Annotated in this window: 15 protein-coding genes; 10 read left to right on the forward strand and 5 right to left on the reverse strand. The window is 68.9% G+C overall.

Annotated elements, in window-relative coordinates:
• The first annotated feature begins 119 nt into the window (after positions 1–119).
• Both ampD and KDH83_RS00670 read left to right on the forward strand, forming a co-directional pair.
• Positions 120–698 carry a 1,6-anhydro-N-acetylmuramyl-L-alanine amidase AmpD gene (ampD, locus tag KDH83_RS00665; RefSeq protein WP_212312124.1) on the forward strand — a complete coding sequence of 193 codons (579 nt, stop codon included), beginning with the start codon at positions 120–122 and terminating at the stop codon, positions 696–698.
• Between the two features lie 29 nt (positions 699–727).
• A complete protein-coding gene (locus tag KDH83_RS00670) occupies positions 728–1,348 on the forward strand; it encodes a glutathione S-transferase (protein ID WP_212312125.1) in 621 nt (206 codons plus the stop codon).
• Here the strand turns inward: KDH83_RS00670 and KDH83_RS00675 are convergent.
• Positions 1,299–2,141 (reverse strand): IclR family transcriptional regulator, encoded by an 843-nt coding sequence (locus tag KDH83_RS00675; RefSeq protein ID WP_212312126.1) that lies wholly within the window; start codon positions 2,139–2,141, stop codon positions 1,299–1,301. The two genes, KDH83_RS00670 and KDH83_RS00675, sit on opposite strands and share 50 nt — an antisense overlap.
• Before the next feature lie 272 nt (positions 2,142–2,413).
• Here KDH83_RS00675 and KDH83_RS00680 point away from each other — a divergent pair, with 272 nt between their 5' ends.
• The 8 genes from KDH83_RS00680 (at position 2,414) to KDH83_RS00715 (ending at position 12,684) form a co-directional block, all read left to right on the forward strand.
• Positions 2,414–3,418, forward strand: a complete 1,005-nt coding sequence (locus KDH83_RS00680) for a 2-dehydro-3-deoxygalactonokinase (protein WP_212312127.1) — start codon at positions 2,414–2,416, stop codon at positions 3,416–3,418.
• 10 nt (positions 3,419–3,428) lie between these two features.
• Positions 3,429–4,082, forward strand: coding sequence for a 2-dehydro-3-deoxy-6-phosphogalactonate aldolase (locus KDH83_RS00685; RefSeq protein WP_212312129.1), 654 nt, complete (start codon positions 3,429–3,431; stop codon positions 4,080–4,082).
• Complete coding sequence (gene dgoD, locus KDH83_RS00690) at positions 4,079–5,227, forward strand: galactonate dehydratase (RefSeq protein ID WP_212312131.1); 1,149 nt, start codon at positions 4,079–4,081, stop codon at positions 5,225–5,227. Before KDH83_RS00685 ends, dgoD begins: the two co-directional genes overlap by 4 nt.
• Positions 5,228–5,259: 32 nt before the next feature.
• Positions 5,260–6,570 carry an MFS transporter gene (locus KDH83_RS00695; protein WP_212312133.1) on the forward strand — a complete coding sequence of 437 codons (1,311 nt, stop codon included), beginning with the start codon at positions 5,260–5,262 and terminating at the stop codon, positions 6,568–6,570.
• Positions 6,571–6,887: 317 nt separating this feature from the next.
• The gene (locus KDH83_RS00700; RefSeq protein WP_212312135.1) at positions 6,888–7,598 is read left to right on the forward strand and encodes an ATP-binding cassette domain-containing protein; all 711 of its coding nucleotides are present in this window, start codon (positions 6,888–6,890) and stop codon (positions 7,596–7,598) included.
• Complete coding sequence (locus tag KDH83_RS00705) at positions 7,595–8,983, forward strand: ABC transporter permease subunit (RefSeq protein WP_212312136.1); 1,389 nt, start codon at positions 7,595–7,597, stop codon at positions 8,981–8,983. Before KDH83_RS00700 ends, KDH83_RS00705 begins: the two co-directional genes overlap by 4 nt.
• 10 nt (positions 8,984–8,993) lie before the next feature.
• Positions 8,994–10,454: an ABC transporter permease subunit gene (locus KDH83_RS00710; RefSeq protein WP_212312137.1), complete on the forward strand. Its 1,461-nt coding sequence runs from the start codon at positions 8,994–8,996 to the stop codon at positions 10,452–10,454.
• Between the two features lie 64 nt (positions 10,455–10,518).
• Positions 10,519–12,684, forward strand: a complete 2,166-nt coding sequence (locus tag KDH83_RS00715) for a TonB-dependent siderophore receptor (RefSeq protein ID WP_212312138.1) — start codon at positions 10,519–10,521, stop codon at positions 12,682–12,684.
• Positions 12,685–12,778: 94 nt separating this feature from the next.
• Here KDH83_RS00715 and KDH83_RS00720 read toward each other — a convergent pair whose 3' ends face one another.
• The 4 genes from KDH83_RS00720 to KDH83_RS00735 form a co-directional block, all read right to left on the reverse strand.
• Positions 12,779–13,975 carry an MFS transporter gene (locus tag KDH83_RS00720; RefSeq protein WP_212312139.1) on the reverse strand — a complete coding sequence of 399 codons (1,197 nt, stop codon included), beginning with the start codon at positions 13,973–13,975 and terminating at the stop codon, positions 12,779–12,781.
• Between the two features lie 246 nt (positions 13,976–14,221).
• The gene (gene htpG, locus KDH83_RS00725) at positions 14,222–16,120 is read right to left on the reverse strand and encodes a molecular chaperone HtpG (protein ID WP_212312140.1); all 1,899 of its coding nucleotides are present in this window, start codon (positions 16,118–16,120) and stop codon (positions 14,222–14,224) included.
• 190 nt (positions 16,121–16,310) lie between these two features.
• Positions 16,311–16,691: a hypothetical protein gene (locus KDH83_RS00730; RefSeq protein WP_212312142.1), complete on the reverse strand. Its 381-nt coding sequence runs from the start codon at positions 16,689–16,691 to the stop codon at positions 16,311–16,313.
• Positions 16,692–16,705: 14 nt separating this feature from the next.
• A complete protein-coding gene (locus tag KDH83_RS00735) occupies positions 16,706–18,115 on the reverse strand; it encodes a DKNYY domain-containing protein (protein WP_212312143.1) in 1,410 nt (469 codons plus the stop codon).
• Positions 18,116–18,270: the final 155 nt, after the last annotated feature.

The raw sequence follows: 18,270 nt of genomic DNA on the forward strand, positions 1-18,270 counted from the left end.
CGGCCGCCTGCCGGTTGCGCGCCTTCGGTCCGCCGCAGCCAGCCCGCCGTCCCTGGGCAGGTCTCCAAGCTTGGCATAATGACCGCTGGAGACACACACCCACCGAGCATCGAATTGCCATGGCCCTGCAACTGGATCGACATGGCTGGTTGAGACCGGCCCCCGGCGTCACCCTCATGCCCTCGCCCAACCGCGACGCGCGCCCCGCCGGCGCGCAGGTGTCGCTGCTGGTGCTGCACAACATCAGCCTGCCCCCGGGCCGCTTCGGCGGGCCGGAAGTGGCCGGCCTGTTCCTGAACCGGCTCGACTACGGCTCGCATCCCTGGCTGGAACGGCTGCGCGGCCTGCGCGTGTCGGCCCACTTCTTCATCCGCCGCGACGGCGCCGTGATCCAGTTCGTGTCCACCGAGGACCGCGCCTGGCACGCCGGCGTGTCGCGCTACGCGGGCCGGGAACGCTGCAACGACTTTTCCATCGGCATCGAGCTGGAGGGCACCGACACCCTGCCCTACGCCGACGCCCAGTACCAGGCCCTGCGCCAGCTGGCGCCCGCGCTGCGCTCGCGCTACCCGCTGGCCGCCGCCTGGGGCCACGAACACATCGCCCCGGGCCGCAAGACCGACCCCGGGCCGGCTTTCAACTGGACGCGCTTCGGGCGCGAAAACGGCTTCGCGCGGCGGCAACTGCCGCCCGCCTGATGCGCCATCTCATCACTCAAGGAACGGATATGCTGAAGATCTGGGGACGACTGACGTCCGTCAACGTGCAGAAAGTCATGCTGGCCGTGCGCGAACTGGCGCTGCCGCACGAGTTCATCCTGGCCGGCGGCGCGCATGGCGTGGTCGACACGCCTGAATACGCCGAGCGCAACCCCAACCGCCAGGTGCCGGTGATCGACGATGGCGGCTTCGTGCTGTGGGAATCGAACGCCATTGTGCGCTACCTGTCCGCCCGCTATGGCGCGGGTTCGCTGTGGACCGAGGATCTGGGCCTGCGCGCCGATGCCGACCGCTGGATGGACTGGCAGGCGACCGAGTGGCAACCCGCCATGGTGCCGGCCTTCCTGGGCCTGATCCGCACGCCCGAGGACAAGCGCGACCGCGCCGCCGTCGACGCCTCGATGCAGCGCGCCAATGCGCGCGCGCTGATCCTGGAACGCGCGCTGCAGGGCCGCGAATTCATCGCCGGCCGTCAGCTGACCATGGGCGACATCGCGCTGGTGGCCTCGGCGCACCGCTGGCTGGGCCTGCCGGCCGAGCGGCCGCAGACGCCGGCGCTATCGGCCTGGTACCGCCGCATCATGATGCGGCCGGCCGCCCAGGGCGTGCTGACGCTGCCGCTGGAATGATCCAGCCCAGTTCCGCCGAGATCCGCATGGCCGCGTCGCGCACCGCCGGCACCATCTCGTCCATCCGCTCCAGCGACATATAGGGCACGGTGCTGGACACGCTGATGGCGGCCACGATGCCGCTGGACGCGTCGCGCACCGGCGCCGCCACGCAGCGGATCGAAGGCTCGTTGTCTTCCAGGTCGAAGGCATAGCCTTGCGCCGCGTAGCCGCGCATGCGCTCGCGGAACGCCTCCCAGCCCTGCTGCCCGCCCGGCGCGCGCGACGACACCGGGCCGCCCACGCGGTGCAGCGCCTTCCATTGCGGCTCGTCCGCGTCCAGCAGCAAGGCCTTGCCCACGCCCGTGGCCGCCAGCGGCATGCGGTGGCCGACGCGCGAGCGCATCTCCAGGCCCTTCTTGCCGGGGATTTTTTCCAGATACAGCACTTCGTCGTTGTCACGCACCGCCAAGTGGATGGTGTCGCCGGTCAGCTCGGCCAGGCCGTCCAGGTACGGGCGCGCCAGCGTGGCCAGCGGAAAGGCCTCGCGCGCCTGGAAACCCAGTTCGATCAGCTTGGGGCCCAGCACATAGCCCACGCCGGGCAGCACCCGCAGATAGCGTTCCTGCACCAGGCAACTGGCCAGCCGGTGCGTGGTGCTGCGCGCCACGCCGATGCGGGCGCACAGCTCCTTCAGGTCGCGCGCGCCGTCGGCCACGGCCTGCACCACGGCCAGCCCGCGCATCAGCGTCTGCGTGCCGGCGGGCGCTGCGGCGTCGGGGTCCAGGGGCGTGAGGGAGGAAGCATCGGTCATGGGAATCGTCACGGCGGCGAGCACGGGAAAGGAAGCGGGAAGGCGGGGGAAATGCGAGGGACTGCGTGTGATGGATCCCGTTTCAGGCACACGTTTTATTCCCTATATGTGGGATTAAATTCTATATTTTGAGATTTTTCAAGCGCTGATCTAGAATTTTTCCCAACGCCCGGCCGCCGCCTTTTGCGCGAGTCCCGGGCCTGGACACAACAAGGTCCGCGCCCTCCTTGCGGTTTCCCGAGCCGGCGCGGCCAGACACGAGACAGACTCAGATGACATCCGCCACGCCCGCCCGCGCCGCCCTGATCGCGCTGGACTGGGGCACGTCCTCGCTGCGCGCCTACCGCCTGGACGGCGCCGGCCGCACGCTGGACGCGCGCCACCTGCCCTGGGGCATCATGCGCCTGCCGCAACCGCTGCAGGACGGCGCCGCCACGCCGGCCTTGTCCGGCTTCGAACTGGCCTTCGAGCAGGCTTGCGGCGACTGGCTGCGGGCCGAGCCCGCGCTGCCCGTGATCGCCTGCGGCATGGTCGGCAGCGCCCAGGGCTGGCAGGAGGCCGCCTACCTGGACGTGCCGGTGGACCTGGACCGCATCGGCACGCTGCTGACCGTGGTCGAGCGACCCGGCGCCACGCCCGTGCGCATCGTGCCCGGCCTGATCCAGCGCCACGGCCTGCCCAACGTGATGCGCGGCGAGGAAACCCAGGTCTTCGGCGTGCTGCGCGACGCCAACGCCATTCCGGACGCCGGCCTGCTGATCGGCCTGCCCGGCACGCATTCCAAGTGGGTCGGCGCGCGCAACGGCCAGGTCACGCACTTCGATACCTTCATGACCGGCGAGGTCTACGCCGCGCTGCGCGGCCACACCATCCTGGGCCGCACCATGAGCGATGCCGCCGCGCCCGACATGGCCGCCTTCGAACGCGGCGTGAAGGTCGCCGGCGCGCCGGAAGGCCGCGCCGGCGTGCTGTCCACCATCTTCAGCACGCGCGCGCTGGGCCTGACCGGCGAACTGGCGCCGGCCTCGCAGGCCGACTACCTGTCGGGCCTGTTGATCGGCCACGAGATCGCCGCCCTGGCGGCCATGCTGCGCGCGCAGGGCCAGGCGCCCCGCATCGTGCTTTGCGGCGAGCCCGCGCTGTGCGAGCGCTACACGCTGGCCATGACGCACTACGGCCTGGGCGCGCCCGAGCAGGCGCAGAACGCCACAGAGCGCGGCCTGTGGCACCTGGCGCTGGCCGCCGGGCTGGTCCCCTCATCTTCGATTTCCGCCTAGGAGCCCCTCCATGACGCATCCCGGTCTGCAAACCGCCATGGCCCATTGCGGCCTCATCGCCATCCTGCGCGGCATCCCCCCCGCCGATGCCGCTGCCACCGCGCGCGAACTCTACGCCGCCGGTTTCCGGCTGATCGAAGTGCCGCTGAATTCGCCCGAGCCGTACGCCAGCATTCGCGCCATGCGCGACGCGCTGCCGGCCGACTGCCTGGTCGGCGCCGGCACCGTGCTGGATCCCGCCGACGTGGCGCGCGTGAAGGACGCCGGCGGCGAGATCATCGTCATGCCGCACAGCGACCCCGCAGTGATCCGCGCCGCCAAGGCCGCCGGTCTGGCCTCCAGCCCCGGCGTGGCCACGCCCACCGAGGCCTATGCCGCGCTGGCCGCGGGCGCCGACGTGCTGAAGATGTTCCCCGCCGAACAGCTCGGCCCCGTCGTGCTCAAGGCCTGGCGCGCCGTGCTGCGCCCGCCCGTCGCGCTGGTGCCGGTGGGCGGCATCACGCCCGACAACCTGTCCACCTACGCCCAGGCGGGCGCCAGCGGCTTCGGCCTGGGCTCCGCCTTGTACAAGCCCGGCCAGACGGCCGCCGAAACCGGCCAGCGCGCGCGCGACTTCGTCGCCGCCTGGCAACGCGCCTATCCCGCCCAGGAGACCCAAGCATGAAGATCACCAAGCTCACCACCTACATCGTGCCGCCCCGGTGGTGCTTCCTGAAGATCGAGACCGACGCCGGCATCGTCGGCTGGGGCGAGCCCGTGGTGGAAGGCCGCGCGCACTCGGTCGCGGCCGCGGTCGAGGAACTGTCGGACTACCTGGTCGGCAAGGACCCGCGCAACATCGAGGACCACTGGACCGTGCTGTACCGCGGCGGCTTCTATCGCGGCGGCGCCATCCACATGAGCGCGCTGGCCGGCATTGACCAAGCGCTGTGGGACATCAAGGGCAAGCACCTGGGCGTGCCCGTGTCGCAGCTGCTGGGCGGCAACGTGCGCGACCGCATCCGCGTGTACTCGTGGATCGGCGGCGACCGCCCGGCCGACACCGCCGCGGCCGCCAAGAGCGCCGTCGAGCGCGGCTTCACCGCCGTGAAGATGAACGGCACCGAAGAGCTGCAATACATCGATTCGTTCGACAAGGTCGAGAAGTGCCTGGAGAACGTGGCCGCCGTGCGCGACGCGGTCGGCCCGAACGTGGGCATCGGCGTGGACTTCCATGGCCGCGTGCACAAGCCCATGGCCAAGGTGCTGATGAAGGAGCTGGACCCGTACAAGCTGATGTTCATCGAAGAGCCCGTGCTCAGCGAGCACTACGAGGCGCTCAAGGAACTGGCGCCGCTGACGTCCACGCCTATCGCGCTGGGCGAGCGGCTGTATTCGCGCTGGGACTTCAAGCGGGTGCTGTCCGAAGGCTATGTGGACATCATCCAGCCGGATCCCTCGCACGCTGGCGGCATCACCGAAACGCGCAAGATCGCCGCCATGGCCGAGGCCTATGACGTGGCGCTGGCGCTGCATTGCCCGCTGGGCCCGATCGCGCTGGCCACCTGCCTGCAGATCGACGCCGGCTGCTACAACGCCTTCATCCAGGAACAGAGCCTGGGCATCCACTACAACGCCGCCAACGACCTGCTGGATTACGTCAGCAACCGCGAGGCGTTCGCCTACCAGGACGGCATGGTCATGATCCCGCAGGGGCCGGGCCTGGGCATCGAGGTCAACGAGGAATACGTCAAGGAACGCGCCGCCGTCGGCCACCGCTGGCGCAACCCCGTCTGGCGCCACGCCGACGGCAGCTTCGCCGAATGGTAGGCCGATAGAAGAACGCGAGAGAGGAGACCCCCTTGACCACCGCCACCCACCTGGGCGCGCAAGGCGCCCAGCGGCCGACCCGCAGCCGCTATCTCATCATGGTGATGTTATTCATCACTGTCGTGATCAACTACCTGGACCGCAGCAACCTGTCCATCGCCGCGCCCGCGCTCAAGGATGAGTTCGGGCTGGATACCGTGCACGAAGGGCTGATCCTGTCGGCCTTCGGCTGGACCTATGCCGCCATGCAGATCCCCGGCGGCTGGCTGGTGGACCGCGTGGCGCCGCGCGTGCTGTACGCCGCCGCGCTGATCCTGTGGTCCGCCGCCACGTTCTTCATGGGCTTCGCCAGCAGCTTCATCGTGCTGTTCGTGCTGCGCCTGGCGGTGGGCGCGCTGGAAGCGCCCGCGTATCCGATCAACAATCGCGTCGTCACCACCTGGTTCCCGGAAAAGGAACGCGCCACCGCCATCGGCTTCTACACGTCCGGCCAGTTCGTCGGCCTGGCATTCCTGACGCCGGTGCTGGCCTGGCTGCAGCACCACTACGGCTGGCACATGGTGTTCGTCAGTACGGGCCTGTTGGGCATCGTCTGGGGCGTGGTGTGGTTCATGGTGTATCGCGAGCCGCGCCAGTTCAAGGGCGCCAACGCGGCCGAGATCGAGCTGATCCAACAGGGCGGCGGCGTAGTCGACCTGGAGAAGCGCGTGACCGAGAAGAAAGCTCCGTTCTCGTGGACCGATCTCGGTCTGGTCATGTCCCAACGCAAGCTGTGGGGCGTGTACCTGGGCCAGTTCTGCCTGACCTCGACGCTGTGGTTCTTCCTGACCTGGTTCCCGACCTACCTGGTGAAGTATCGCGGCATGGACTTCATCAAGTCGGGCTTCCTGGCCTCGGTGCCCTTCCTGGCCGCCTTCGTCGGCGTGCTGTGCTCGGGCGTGCTGTCGGACTTCCTGATCCGCCGCGGCGCCACGGTGGGCCTGGCGCGCAAGCTGCCCATCATCCTGGGCCTGCTGATCTCCACGTCCATGATCGGCGCCAACTTCACCGATTCCACGCCCTGGGTCATCTTCTTCCTGGCGGTGGCCTTCTTCGGCAACGGGCTGGCCTCGATCACCTGGTCGCTGGTGTCGGCGCTGGCGCCGGTGCGGCTGCTGGGCCTGACGGGCGGGGTGTTCAACTTCGTCGGCAACCTGTCGTCCATCTGCACCCCGATCGTGATCGGCTTCCTGGTGTCCAAGGACAGCTTCGCGCCCGCCATCGTGTACGTGTCCTCGCTGGCCCTGCTGGGCGCGCTGTCGTACATCCTGCTGGTGGGCAAGGTGGAGCGGATCGAAGCCTGAGTCCCGTCCGCGCGCTTGCCGCAAAGCCCTTGGCCTATTCAGGCCAAGGGCTTTTTTCCTGGATAGCCCTGTTCTGCGCGACGGCCTCGCGCCGTGGCCGCGCAGACCGCCGGCCGCATCCACACATGCGCTAAATCCTGTGCCCTTCCGCCTGCGCGCCATGGCGACATGGCTTGTTCGCTCTATTTTTGTTATGTTATAACAATTCAAATTATCCAAAAATTGCTCACTGTGATCGGTGTGCCCCCCAGCACCGTTCGCCGCGCGCCGTGGCGCCACGGTCGCCCGCAGCCCCCCTCATTCAGGAAACTCCCTCCGTGCTCGAAGCCATCGGCCTGACCAAGCGCTACGGCGACCAGACCGCACTCCATCCGCTGGACCTGCGCATCGCGCCCGGCGAGATCTATTGCCTGCTGGGCGCGAACGGCGCCGGCAAGACCACCACCATCAACCTGTTCCTGAACTTCATCCAGGCGGACGGCGGCAAGGCGCTGATCAACGGCCTGGACGTTGCGCGCGAACCGCTGGAAAGCAAGCGCCACGTGGCCTACATCCCGGAACAGGTCAACCTCTACGGCACCCTGAGCGGCCTGGAGAACCTGCGCTATTTCGCGGCCCTGGCCCTGGGCGAGACGCCGCCGCGCGAGCGCCTGCTGACGTGGATGGCGCAAGCCGGCCTGGACGCCGCGGCGGCCGACAAGCGCGTGGCCGCCTATTCCAAGGGCATGCGCCAGAAGGTCTGGATCGCGGTGGCGCTGGCCAAGAACGCCCGCGCGCTGCTGCTGGACGAACCGACATCCGGCCTGGATCCGTCGGCCGCCGCCGAGTTCACCGAACTGCTGCAACGCGCCAGCGACCAGGGCGTGGCCATCCTGGCCACCACGCATGACCTGTTCCATGCCCGCCAGACCGCCACGCGCATCGGCATCATGAAGCGCGGCCGCCTGGTGGAGAACCTGGACAGCAGCCAGATCAGCGACGTCGACCTGCAGGCCCTGTACCTGGAACACATGAGGACCGCCGCATGATCGCGCTGATCGCACTGAAGGATCTGCGCGAGCGGCTGCGCGACGGCCGGCTGTACTGGGCCGGCGGCATCGTCGCGCTGCTGCTGCTCACCGCGCTGGCGGTGGGCTACGCGCACCAGCGCGATGCGCGCGCCGAACAGGCCGCGGCCCAGGACGCCGACTACCAGGACTGGCTGCGGCAGGGCGCGCGCCATCCGCACGACGCGGCCCACCAGGGCATGCACGTGTTCAAGCCCGATCCCGCGCTGGCGCTGCTGGACCCCGGCATCAATCCCTATATCGGCAACGCCATCTGGCTGCAGGCGCACCGGCAGAGCGAAGTGAAATTCCGTCCGGCGCAGGACGCCACCGGCCTGCAGCGCTTCGGTGATCTGTCGGCGGCCTGGATCCTGCAGGCGCTGGGCCCGCTGCTGGTGATCGTGCTGGGCTTCAATGCCTTTTCCGGCGAACGCGAACAAGGCACGCTGCGCCAGGCGCTGAGCCTGGGCGTGGCGCCGCGCCAGCTGCTGTGGGGCAAGGCGGCCTCGCTGGGCCTGAGCCTGCTGTTGCTGCTGGCGCCGGCGGGCATGGTCGCCGCCGTCGCCGTGGCACTGGCCGGCGGCGGCGCGGACGCCGCGCTGCGCTATGCGGCCCTGCTCGGCGGCTATGCGCTGTATCTGGCCATCTTCGTCTTCATCACGCTGGGCGTCTCGGCGACCGCGCGCTCATCGCGCGTGGCCATCACCGTGCTGCTGGCGATCTGGATCGCCAATACCGTGGTGGCCCCGCGCGTCATGGCGCAGGCCTCGCGCGCGCTTTATCCCAGCCCCACGCGGCTGGAATTCAACCAGGCGTTGAACGACGATCTCAAGGCCACCTCGGATCGCGTCTGGATGCAAGCCTTCGGCACCACCGAACGCTGGAGCCGCGACGTGCCGCTGAACCAGTGGGGCCTGGCGCTCAAGCTGGACGACCAGTCCAGCTACAAGGTCTATGACCGCCACTACGGCCGGCTCTGGGACACCTGGGAACGCCAGCAGACGGTGCAGGAAGCGGGCGGCTGGCTGATGCCGCTGCTGGCGCTGCGCGCCTATTCGGCCGCCATGGCCGGCACCGATTTCGCGCATCACCGCGACTTCACCGTGGCCGCCGAAGGCCAGCGCCGCGTGATCCAGGATCTGGTCAGCGCCGATCTGGTGGCGCATGCGGATCCGCTCGGGCACCAGCATTTCTCCTACAAGGCCGGCGCCTCGCTGTGGGCCCGCGTGCCGGCCTTCGACTACCACCCGCCCGCCGCTGGCTGGGCGCTGCGCCATGGCGCGCTGGCCCTGCTGATGCTGTGTGTCGGCCTGGTCCTGAGCCTGGCCTGCGCGCTGCGCGCCGTCGCCCGCCAACCCGTGCTGTAGGAACGCGACGATGTCCGCCTCCCAGACCCCGCGTTTCTTCCTGGTCCTGCGCCACGAGCTGCGCCTGCTGCTGCGCGAACACGTGCTGTGGCTGGCGGGCGGCCTGTTCCTGCTGCTGGTGGCCTACGCCATGTTCAACGGCCTGCTGCAGACCGCCCAGCGCGACGCGGCGCAAGCCGCGCTGGCGCAGGCCGACGCACAGGCGCGCGACCGGTTGCAGGCCCAGCTTGAGCGCATCCTGGCCGGCCAGGAGACGCCCACGCCGTTCGGCAATCCGGCCAGTCCCGCCAACGTGGGCGGGGGCCTGGGCGGCCAGTACGCCATCCTGCCCAGCCTGCCGATGGCGCCGGTGGCGCTGGGCCAGACCGACCTGTTCCCCTCGCAGTTCAAGGTGACCTATCAAAGCAAGGTCAACTTCATCCACAACAACGACATCGAGAATCCCTGGCACCTGCAAAGCGGGCATTTCGATCTGGCCTTCGTGGTGGTGTACCTGCTGCCGCTGCTGATCTTCGCGCTCAGCTACAACCTGCTGTCCGGCGAAAGGGAGGACGGCACGCTGCGCCTGCTGCTGTCGCAGCCGCTGACGCTGGGCACCCTGGTGACCGGCAAGATCGCGCTGCGCGCCGCCGTGCTGCTGGGCGCGGCGGTGGCCCTGCCCCTGGCCGCGTTGCTGCTCGCCCGGCCGCAACTGCTGCACGCCCCCGCCGCCGCCATCTGGTGGACGCTGCTGGTGGGCGCCTACGCGCTGTTCTGGTTCGCGGCGGCGGTGGCCGTCAATGCCTATGGCCGCTCGTCGGCCGCCAACGCCGTGACGTTGATGGCGGCCTGGGTGCTGCTGGTGCTGGTGGCGCCCGTGCTGCTGAACCTGGTCGCCACCTGGCTCGAGCCCGCGCCCTCGCGCGCCGAACTGGCCACGCGCACCCGCGTCGCCACGGCCCAGGCCATGACGCGCAACGCCGACCAGCTGTCCACCGACTACGCCCACATGGACCGCCCCGAAGTGCTGCTGCCCAAGGACGGCCGCATCGACATGCATGGCCGCGCCATGGGACACGCGCGCGTGCAGCGCGAGGTGGACAAGGCAATGCAGCCCGAGCTGGACCGCTACGACGCGCAGATGGCGCGCCGGCAGGCGCTGATCACGCGCTACAGCCTGGTGTCGCCGGCCGCGGTGGCTTACGAGGGCATCACCGCGCTGGCCGGCACCGGCGAGCGCCGCCACGCCGCATTCATGCGCCAGGTCGACCGCCATCACCGCGCCTGGAAGGACTTCTTCCTGCCGCGCATCGACGCCGGCCTGGCGATCGCGCCCGCCGATTTCGCCTCGATGCCGCGCTTCCACTGGCATGAGGAACAGGCCGGCATCGGCCACGCACAGGCCTTGCGGGCGCTGATGCAGTTGCTGCTGCCGGCCTGCGCCCTGCTGCTCCTGGCGGCCTGGCGGCTGCGCCGCTATCGCCTGGCCTAGCCTCCGTCCGCCAGCCCTGACCGGCACACCCCACACGCTTGAACCACGCACCAGAAGAGAAGCCATGAGGAAAGTCCTGTCCATCGCCGCGGCCTTCGCGGCCTGCGCGCCCGCGAACGCCGAGGAAACGCCCGAGCAGCTGGCCCCCATCACCGTCGAGGCCCGCGACGAACAGCCCGGCCTGCGGCTGGAATCGCGCAGCGGCACGGCCTCACGCCTGGGACTGACGCTGCGCGAGACGCCGGCATCGGTGGAGATCCTGTCGCAGCAGACCATGCAGGAGCGCGGCGCCCGCACCTTGAGCGAGGCCCTGCGCGGCGCGGCCGGCATGGCCGGCGGCGGTCCGCCGTCCTCGCCCACCACGCTGTCCACGCGCGGCTTCACCGACATCCTGTACCTGTACGACGGCATGCGCATGTCGGGCGCCGGCGTCACCAACCGCGTCCAGGACACCTGGAACTACGAGCGCATCGAGGTCCTGAAAGGCCCCGCGTCGGTGCTGCAGGGCGACAGCGCCATCGGCGGCATCGTCGACTTCCAGACCAGGCGGCCCGACCGCGACAACCCCGGCCGCCAGGCCATGCTGTCCTATGGCAGCTACGGTTCCACGCGCGCGGCCTTTGGCCTGGGCGACAAGTTCGGCGAGACCGGCGCCTATCGCCTGGACTACAGCCGCAACGACAGCCGCGAGGCCATCGACCGCAACAGCCAGACGCTGGACCACCTGACGGCGGGGCTGTCCTTCGACGTGGCGCCCGCCACGCGGCTGGACCTGTCCTACGACTACTCGCGCGACAGCGGCCACGCCTATTGGGGCACGCCGCTGGTGCCGCGCAGTGTGGCGCGCGATCCGACCGGCGTGGTCAGCGCGCCGAACGACATGGTGCTGGACCGCAGCATCGCCCGCAACAACTACAACGTGCGCGACGACAGGAACACGTCCGAAGCCCACTGGCTGCGCGCGCGCCTCACGCACCGGCTGACGCCGGAATGGACGCTGCGCAACGATTTCGCGGCCAACAAGGTGGACCGGCTATGGCGCAACTCGGAGTCGGCCGTGTACCGCGCCCCGGCCTGGATCGACCGCGACCAGACCCTCATCACCCACCACCAGCGCTACATCGTGAACCGTTTCGACGCCACCCACGAGGGTCAACTCGCCGGCCTGTCGAACAAGTTCGTGATCGGCGGCGAGCTGAGCAAGACGAGCTTCGACAGCGAGCGGCGCTTCTCCAACCGCTCGGCCGCGACCGCCGACCGCCTGCGTGTGCCGCTGTTCGGCCCGGACACCGGCTACTACGACAATGACCCGGCGCTGATGGCCGGCGGCGGCAACCGCACGGACTACGCCACCGACGTGCGCACCGCCTCGGTCTTCATGGAGGACGCCATCAAGCTGACGCCGACCTGGACCGTGGTGGCCGGCTACCGCCACGACCGCATCCGCGTGGACCGGGGCATCAAGGACCTGAACCTGGGCACGCGCAGCGACTTCGGCACGCGCTATTCCTCGAACTCCGCGCGGCTGGGCACGGTGCTGGACCTGACGCCGTCCTCGTCCGTCTATGCGCTGTACACCAACGCCACCATGCCGGTGGGTTCGCTGTTCCTGATGTCGTCCGGCAACGCCGCGTTCCCGTTGTCCAAGGGCGAGCAATGGGAAGCGGGTTTCAAGCAGAGCCTGGACAATGTGGAATGGACCGCGGCGGTCTATCACATCGCGCTGGACAACGTGCTGTCGCGCGATCCGAACACGCCCGGCCTGACAGTCAACAACGGCAAGCAGTCGTCGCGCGGCGTGGAGCTGTCGGCGGCCTGGCGCGTGACGCCGCAGCTGACGCTGTCGGGCAACGCCGCCATGCTGAACGCGCGCTTCGATACGCTGACCGAGGCAGACGGCTCATCGCGCGTGGGCAACACGCCGCCCAACGTACCCGAGCGCGTCTTCAACCTGTACGCCGACTACCGCTTGCGCGACATGCCGGTCAATTTCTACCTGGGCATGAACCACACGGGCCCCATCTACACCGACCGCGCCAACCGGATCCGCATCAACGGCCACACCACGATGGACGCGGCCGTCAGCTACCGGATGCGCAACGTGCTGCTGACCTTCCGCGTGCGCAACCTGACCGACAGGCTGTATGCCTACTACGCCGGTCGCTCGGAAAGCCAGGTGCTGCTGGCGCCGGGGCGCACGTATGAGCTGACCAGCAGCTTCGAGTTCTGAGGCAGGCGCCACATCCAGCCAGCAGATCAATGAGAATTTGCCGGCACGGATGCAGCGTGGCGGACGCCCCTGCGGCGTCCGCCCATCCGGTCCCTCAGCAGGCCTGCGCGGCCAGCTTGCGGCGCTGGTTGCTGGCGCGTTGCAGCAGCACCAGCGCCAGCCCGGCCACGGCGATCAGCGCGCCGGCCACCGGCACGGCGGCATAGCCCATGCCCGCCGAGATCACCGCGCCGCCGGCCGCCGCGCCCAGCGCATTGCCCAGGTTGAAGGCGCCCACGTTCACCGACGAGGCCAGTCCCGGCGCCTCGGTGGCGGCGCGCATCACGCGCATCTGCAGCGGCGGCACCACGGCGAAGGTGCCGAAGCCGAAGATCAGCAGGCCCACGGCCGCGCCGACCTGGGTGGACGCCAGCCACGGAAAGGCCAGCATGTCCACGATCACCAGCACCAGGAAGGCGATCAGGCTGCCGTCCAGCGAACGGTCGGCATAACGCCCGCCCGCCGTGTTGCCGATGGTGAAGCCGATGCCGATCAGCACCAGCATGGCGGTCACGAAGCCGGGCGACGCGCCGGTCAGTTCGGCCAGCGTCGGCGCCACATAGGTGTACAGCGTGAACATCGCGCCGGCGCCCAGCACCGTGGTCAACAGCGCCACCAGCACCACCGGGCTCTTGAGCACGGCCAGCTCGCGCCTGAGGTCCGGACGGCGGCCCGCCTCGCCGGCCGGCAGCGCGGTCCACAGCGCCAGCATCGCCACCAGGCCGAGCACGGCGGTGGCGGCGAAGGACATGCGCCAGCCGATCACCTGCCCCAGCCACGTCGCCGCCGGCACGCCGCCCACGTTGGCGATGGTCAGCCCCAGGAACATGGTCGCGACCGCGCTGGCCTGCTTGTGGCGCGGCACCACGCTGGCCGCCACCAGCGAACCCAGGCCGAAGAAGGCGCCATGGTTCAGGCTGGTGACCAGCCGCGCCAGCAGCAGCGTGGTGTAGTTGGGCGCCATCGCCGACAGCAGATTGCCCAGCGTGAAGATCGCCATCAGCGCGATCAGCGCCTTGCGCCGCGACCAGCGCGACAACGCCAGCGTCATCAGCGGCGCGCCCAGCATCACGCCGATGGCGTAGGCGCTGACCAGCATGCCGGCGCTGGGAATGGAAACGTTCACGCCTTCGGCGATCACGGGCAGCAGGCCCATGGGCGAGAACTCGGTCACGCCGATGCCGAAGGCGCCGACGGCCAGGGCCAGCAGGGGCAGGCCGCCCTTGTTGGCGGGGGTTTCAGGGGTGCTCATGCGCAATTCCTTGGAGTCGTTGGGTCCCGGGGGAGATACGCGCGCCCGGGCGGCAGGAAGCCGGCGCATGCGTGGAAACCCTTAGGAGAGATGGGCGCAGTATGACGGGAGGATCATTGCGGAAAAAGCCCGGCTTCTGCCAAACACCTTTGACTCCCGGTCATGAATCCGGCCCGGGCCTGTCCCGTCCCCGGAAAAGAAAAAGGGCGTCCCGCAGGACGCCCCCTTCCCTACCCCACGCCCCGCTTACTTCAGCAGCAACGCGTTCAAGCGCTTGACGAAGGCCGCCGGATCGGCGATCTGGGCGCCTTCGGCCAGCAGCGCCTGGTCCAGCAGCAGGCGGGCCCACTGGTCGAACTCGCCGTCCTGGGCCGCGCGGATGCGGGCCAGCAGCGGGTGCTCGGGGTTGATCTCCAGCACCGGCTTGACGTTGGGCGCTTCCTGGCCGGCGGCCTTGAGCATGCGCAGCAGGTGCGGGCTGAGTTCGTTCTGGCCCACCACCACGCAGGCCGGCGAATCCACCAGGCGCAGCGTCACGCGCACTTCCTTGACCTGGTCTTCCAGCGTCTTCTGCAGGCGCTCGACCAGCGGCTTGAAGTCCTCGGCCACTTCGGCCTGGTGCTTCTTTTCTTCCTCGTCGGCCAGCTCGGCCAGGTCCAGGCCGCCCTTGGCCACCGAGACCAGCGACTTGCCGTCGAACTCGCGCAGGTACGACAGCATCCACTCGTCGACGCGGTCGGACAGCAGCAGCACCTCGATGCCCTTCTTGCGGAAGATCTCCAGGTGCGGGCTGTTGCTGGCGGCGGCAAAGGTGTCGGCGGTGACGTAGTAGATCTTGTCCTGGCCTTCCTTCATGCGCGCCACGTAGTCGGCGAAGGACACGGTCTGCGCCTGGTCGCCGCTGTGGGTCGAGGCGAAGCGCATCAGCTTGGCGATGCGTTCCTGGTTGGCCTGGTCCTCGCCGGCGCCTTCCTTCAGCACCTGGCCGAACTCGGACCAGAACGCGGCGTAGTCGTCCTGGCGGTTCTCGGCCAGGTCTTCCAGCAGCGACAGGATGCGCTTGGCCGAGCCTTCGCGGATGGCGCGCACGTCGCGGCTTTCCTGCAGGATCTCGCGCGACACGTTCAGCGGCAGGTCGGCCGAATCGATCACCCCGCGCACGAAGCGCAGGTACGAGGGCAGCAGCTGGTCGGCGTCGTCCATGATGAAGACGCGCTTGACGTAGAGCTTCACGCCACGGCGGCCGTCGCGGTCCCACAGATCCATGGGCGCGTGCTTGGGCACGTACAGCAGCTGGGTGTATTCGCTGCGGCCTTCGACGCGGTTGTGGGTCCAGGCCAGCGGGTCGTCGTAATCGTGCGAGACGGTCTTGTAGAACTCGCGATACTGTTCCTCGGTCACGTCGGACTTGCTGCGGGCCCACAGCGCGTTGGCCTGGTTCACCGTTTCCAGCTCGTCGGTCTTGACCTGCTCGCCCTTCTCCTGGTCCCACTCTTCCTTCTGCATGTGGATCGGCAGCGAGATGTGGTCGGAATAGCGGCGCAGGATCTCGCGCAGCTTCCAGCCGTTGAGCAGCTCGTCCTCGTCGGCGCGCAGGTGCAGCGTGACGTCGGTGCCACGGCTGGATTTTTCAGCGGCGGCGATGGTGAATTCGCCCTGGCCGTCGGATTCCCACTGGATCGCGTCGGCCGAACCGGCGCGGCGGCTGACCACGCTGACCTTGTCGGCCACGATGAACGAGGAATAGAAGCCCACGCCGAACTGCCCGATGAGCTGAGCGTCCTTCTGCTTGTCGCCGGTCAGCTGCGAGAAGAACTCGCGTGTGCCCGAGCGGGCGATGGTGCCCAGGTTGGCCACGGCTTCCTCGCGCGACAGGCCGATGCCGTTGTCCGAGATGGTGATGATGCGGGCATCCTTGTCGTAGCGGACCGTGATGCCCAGCTCGCTGTCGCCTTCCAGCAGCGCCGGCTGGTCGATGGCTTCGAAGCGCAGCTTGTCGCAGGCGTCCGAGGCGTTCGACACCAGCTCGCGCAGGAAGATTTCCTTGTTGCTGTACAGCGAATGGATCATCAGGTGCAGCAGCTGCTTCACCTCGGCCTGGAAGCCCAGGGTTTCGGACGCGGACGGCGTGGCGGTTTGGCTCATGGGTATCGGCGTGTATGTTGGAAATTTAGGGACGGAATATTCGGATCAGACCGCGCAAGGCTGCGCGGCGGCCGGGAAACCCTACTGATGTGGGGGCCAATCGCGGACTTTCAAGGGCGGGCGGCTGATCCGCTCCAGCCGGTTTGCGCGGCGGGCCAGCGACCGTCGCCCCGCCCGCTCGCTGCCCGGGTCAGCCGCGATACTCGCTGGCGATGCCGCTATCCGTCAGTTGCCGCCGCAGCGTCTCGATGCAGGCCTCCAGCTCCGCCCTGGGCGCGCGGCGAAAGCGGATGTTGTCGACGCTGAAGATGTATTCCCCGCTGCTGCCGGCGTGCCGGGTCTGGACGACGAAGGCGCCGACGTAGCCGGCTCGTTCCGCCCCTTGCGCCGAGAACACCACGCGCTCGATGTCGCCCAGCGGATAGCGCCGGCTGACGACGCGGCCCGCCACCAGGTGGCCATCCTCGATCCGGAAGGCATGGGCGCGCTTGACCGCGGCCAGGCCCGCCAGCGGGCCGCCGATACACAACACCAGCAGGACGATCAGGAACAGGGCGATGGTCGTGTTCATGGCGTTGAATCGGCCTAGAAAATCGAGAAGATCTTGCGGTAGCGCGTCTTGGCTTCCAGCACGGTCTCGTACTGCGGCACCGCCAGCTTGCCGCCGCGGATCAGCTTGCGGATATCGTCGGCCGTGATCTGCCGCGTCTCTTGCGAGCGCAAGAGGAAGTCCGCCGCGACAGGGTCCATGATCTGGTAGATCGGGTTGGAGATGAGCTGCGAGGGACCCATCTCGTCGAAGTAGTAGAGCGTGCCGCCCTTCTGCCAGACCGTGCCGAAGTTGTGATACACGACGCCGCGCTTGATCCACGCGCCATCCGGCGCGTCACGCAGCCGGTTGACCAGCGTCGAGCGCGACACCAGCCCGCCGCCGCTGCCGCGGGTGGAACGGGCCCAGGCTTCCTCCGCCCGCAGGAACAGCGTCTGCTTGCCGTCCGAATAGACATAGGGCGACAGCTCGGCATACGCCCCCGAGGCGAAGGGATCGTCGCCCGCCCGCTCCAATTGCCGCGTCTGCGTGTTGTAGAAATACAGGCCGTCCTTGCTGGCGAACAGCGCCTGGTAGACGTGCCGGCCTTTCTCGTTGATCAGCCGGTACGGCGCATGCGCCGCGTCGAAGGGCTGCGCGCCCACGTACACCATGCCGTCGCGCGGGTCGCGCAGATAGGGCTGCTGGTACAGGTCGCCCACCATGAAGGCGTGCAGCGCGGGATCGTCCGACAGCGGCAGCGGCTGCTGGTGGAAATAGACGCGGCTTCCATCGGCGAAGAAATCATCGCTGGGCCGCACGTCGCCATCCCGGCCCGCCGGCACGCGCCGGAGCGTGGCGGGATTCGCCTGGGGCATCTCCAGGCCCCGGTAGAAAGCGCGCGCGCCGTCGGTGGCCAGGTCGCGGTCCAGCAGCGGCCGATAGGGCTGGGCGCTGGCCGGCAGGGCCACGTAGGGATACAGGTAGGTCTGCGGCTTGGGCCCCGCGCCGGCCCGGTGCTGGATCTTCTGCCAGAACTCGTCCAGCGGCTCCAGCTCGCGGTTGAGCGTGCTGTGCATCGAACAGAAGTACGTGGCCGCGCCGTCGCTGAAGTAGCTGTTGCCCAGGTAGCGCGCCGATGCCGGCCGCAGGTCCGGCAGGATCAGGTTGCCGCAGTACACGTGGCGCTGGTCCCGGCCCGCCTGCCTGCCGTCGAAGGCGCCGGTGTCGAAGGCCTGAAAGCTCGCCGGGTCCGCCGCGTCGATGCGGTAGTAGCCGTTGCTGGGCACGGCGGCATAGACGGCATCCTGGTAGCGCTTGTAGATGCTGTTGCCATAGGACTGCCCGTGGTCGATGGTGGCGAAGTTCTCGTCATCGCCCGACATCAGCCAGAACAGCAGGAACATGGGCAGGATCACGACGATCAGCACGATCGTGATGACGACCCGTTTGGCTCTTTTTTGCATGGCGTGGCGGTCCGGCGGGCACGGTTGCGCGCCCTGGCCGGCCCTGGGTTGGCGGCAAGGGATTCTAGCAAGCGGCCCGTCCCCGACTGCCCACCCGTCGGCGCCCCGCGACGGCGGGGCCACGCTGCGGGGGCTTCCCCGCTAAAATCCCGCAC

Source organism: Achromobacter sp. Marseille-Q0513 (assembly GCF_018195695.1).
In the GTDB taxonomy this organism is placed as follows: Bacteria; Pseudomonadota; Gammaproteobacteria; order Burkholderiales; family Burkholderiaceae_B; genus Achromobacter.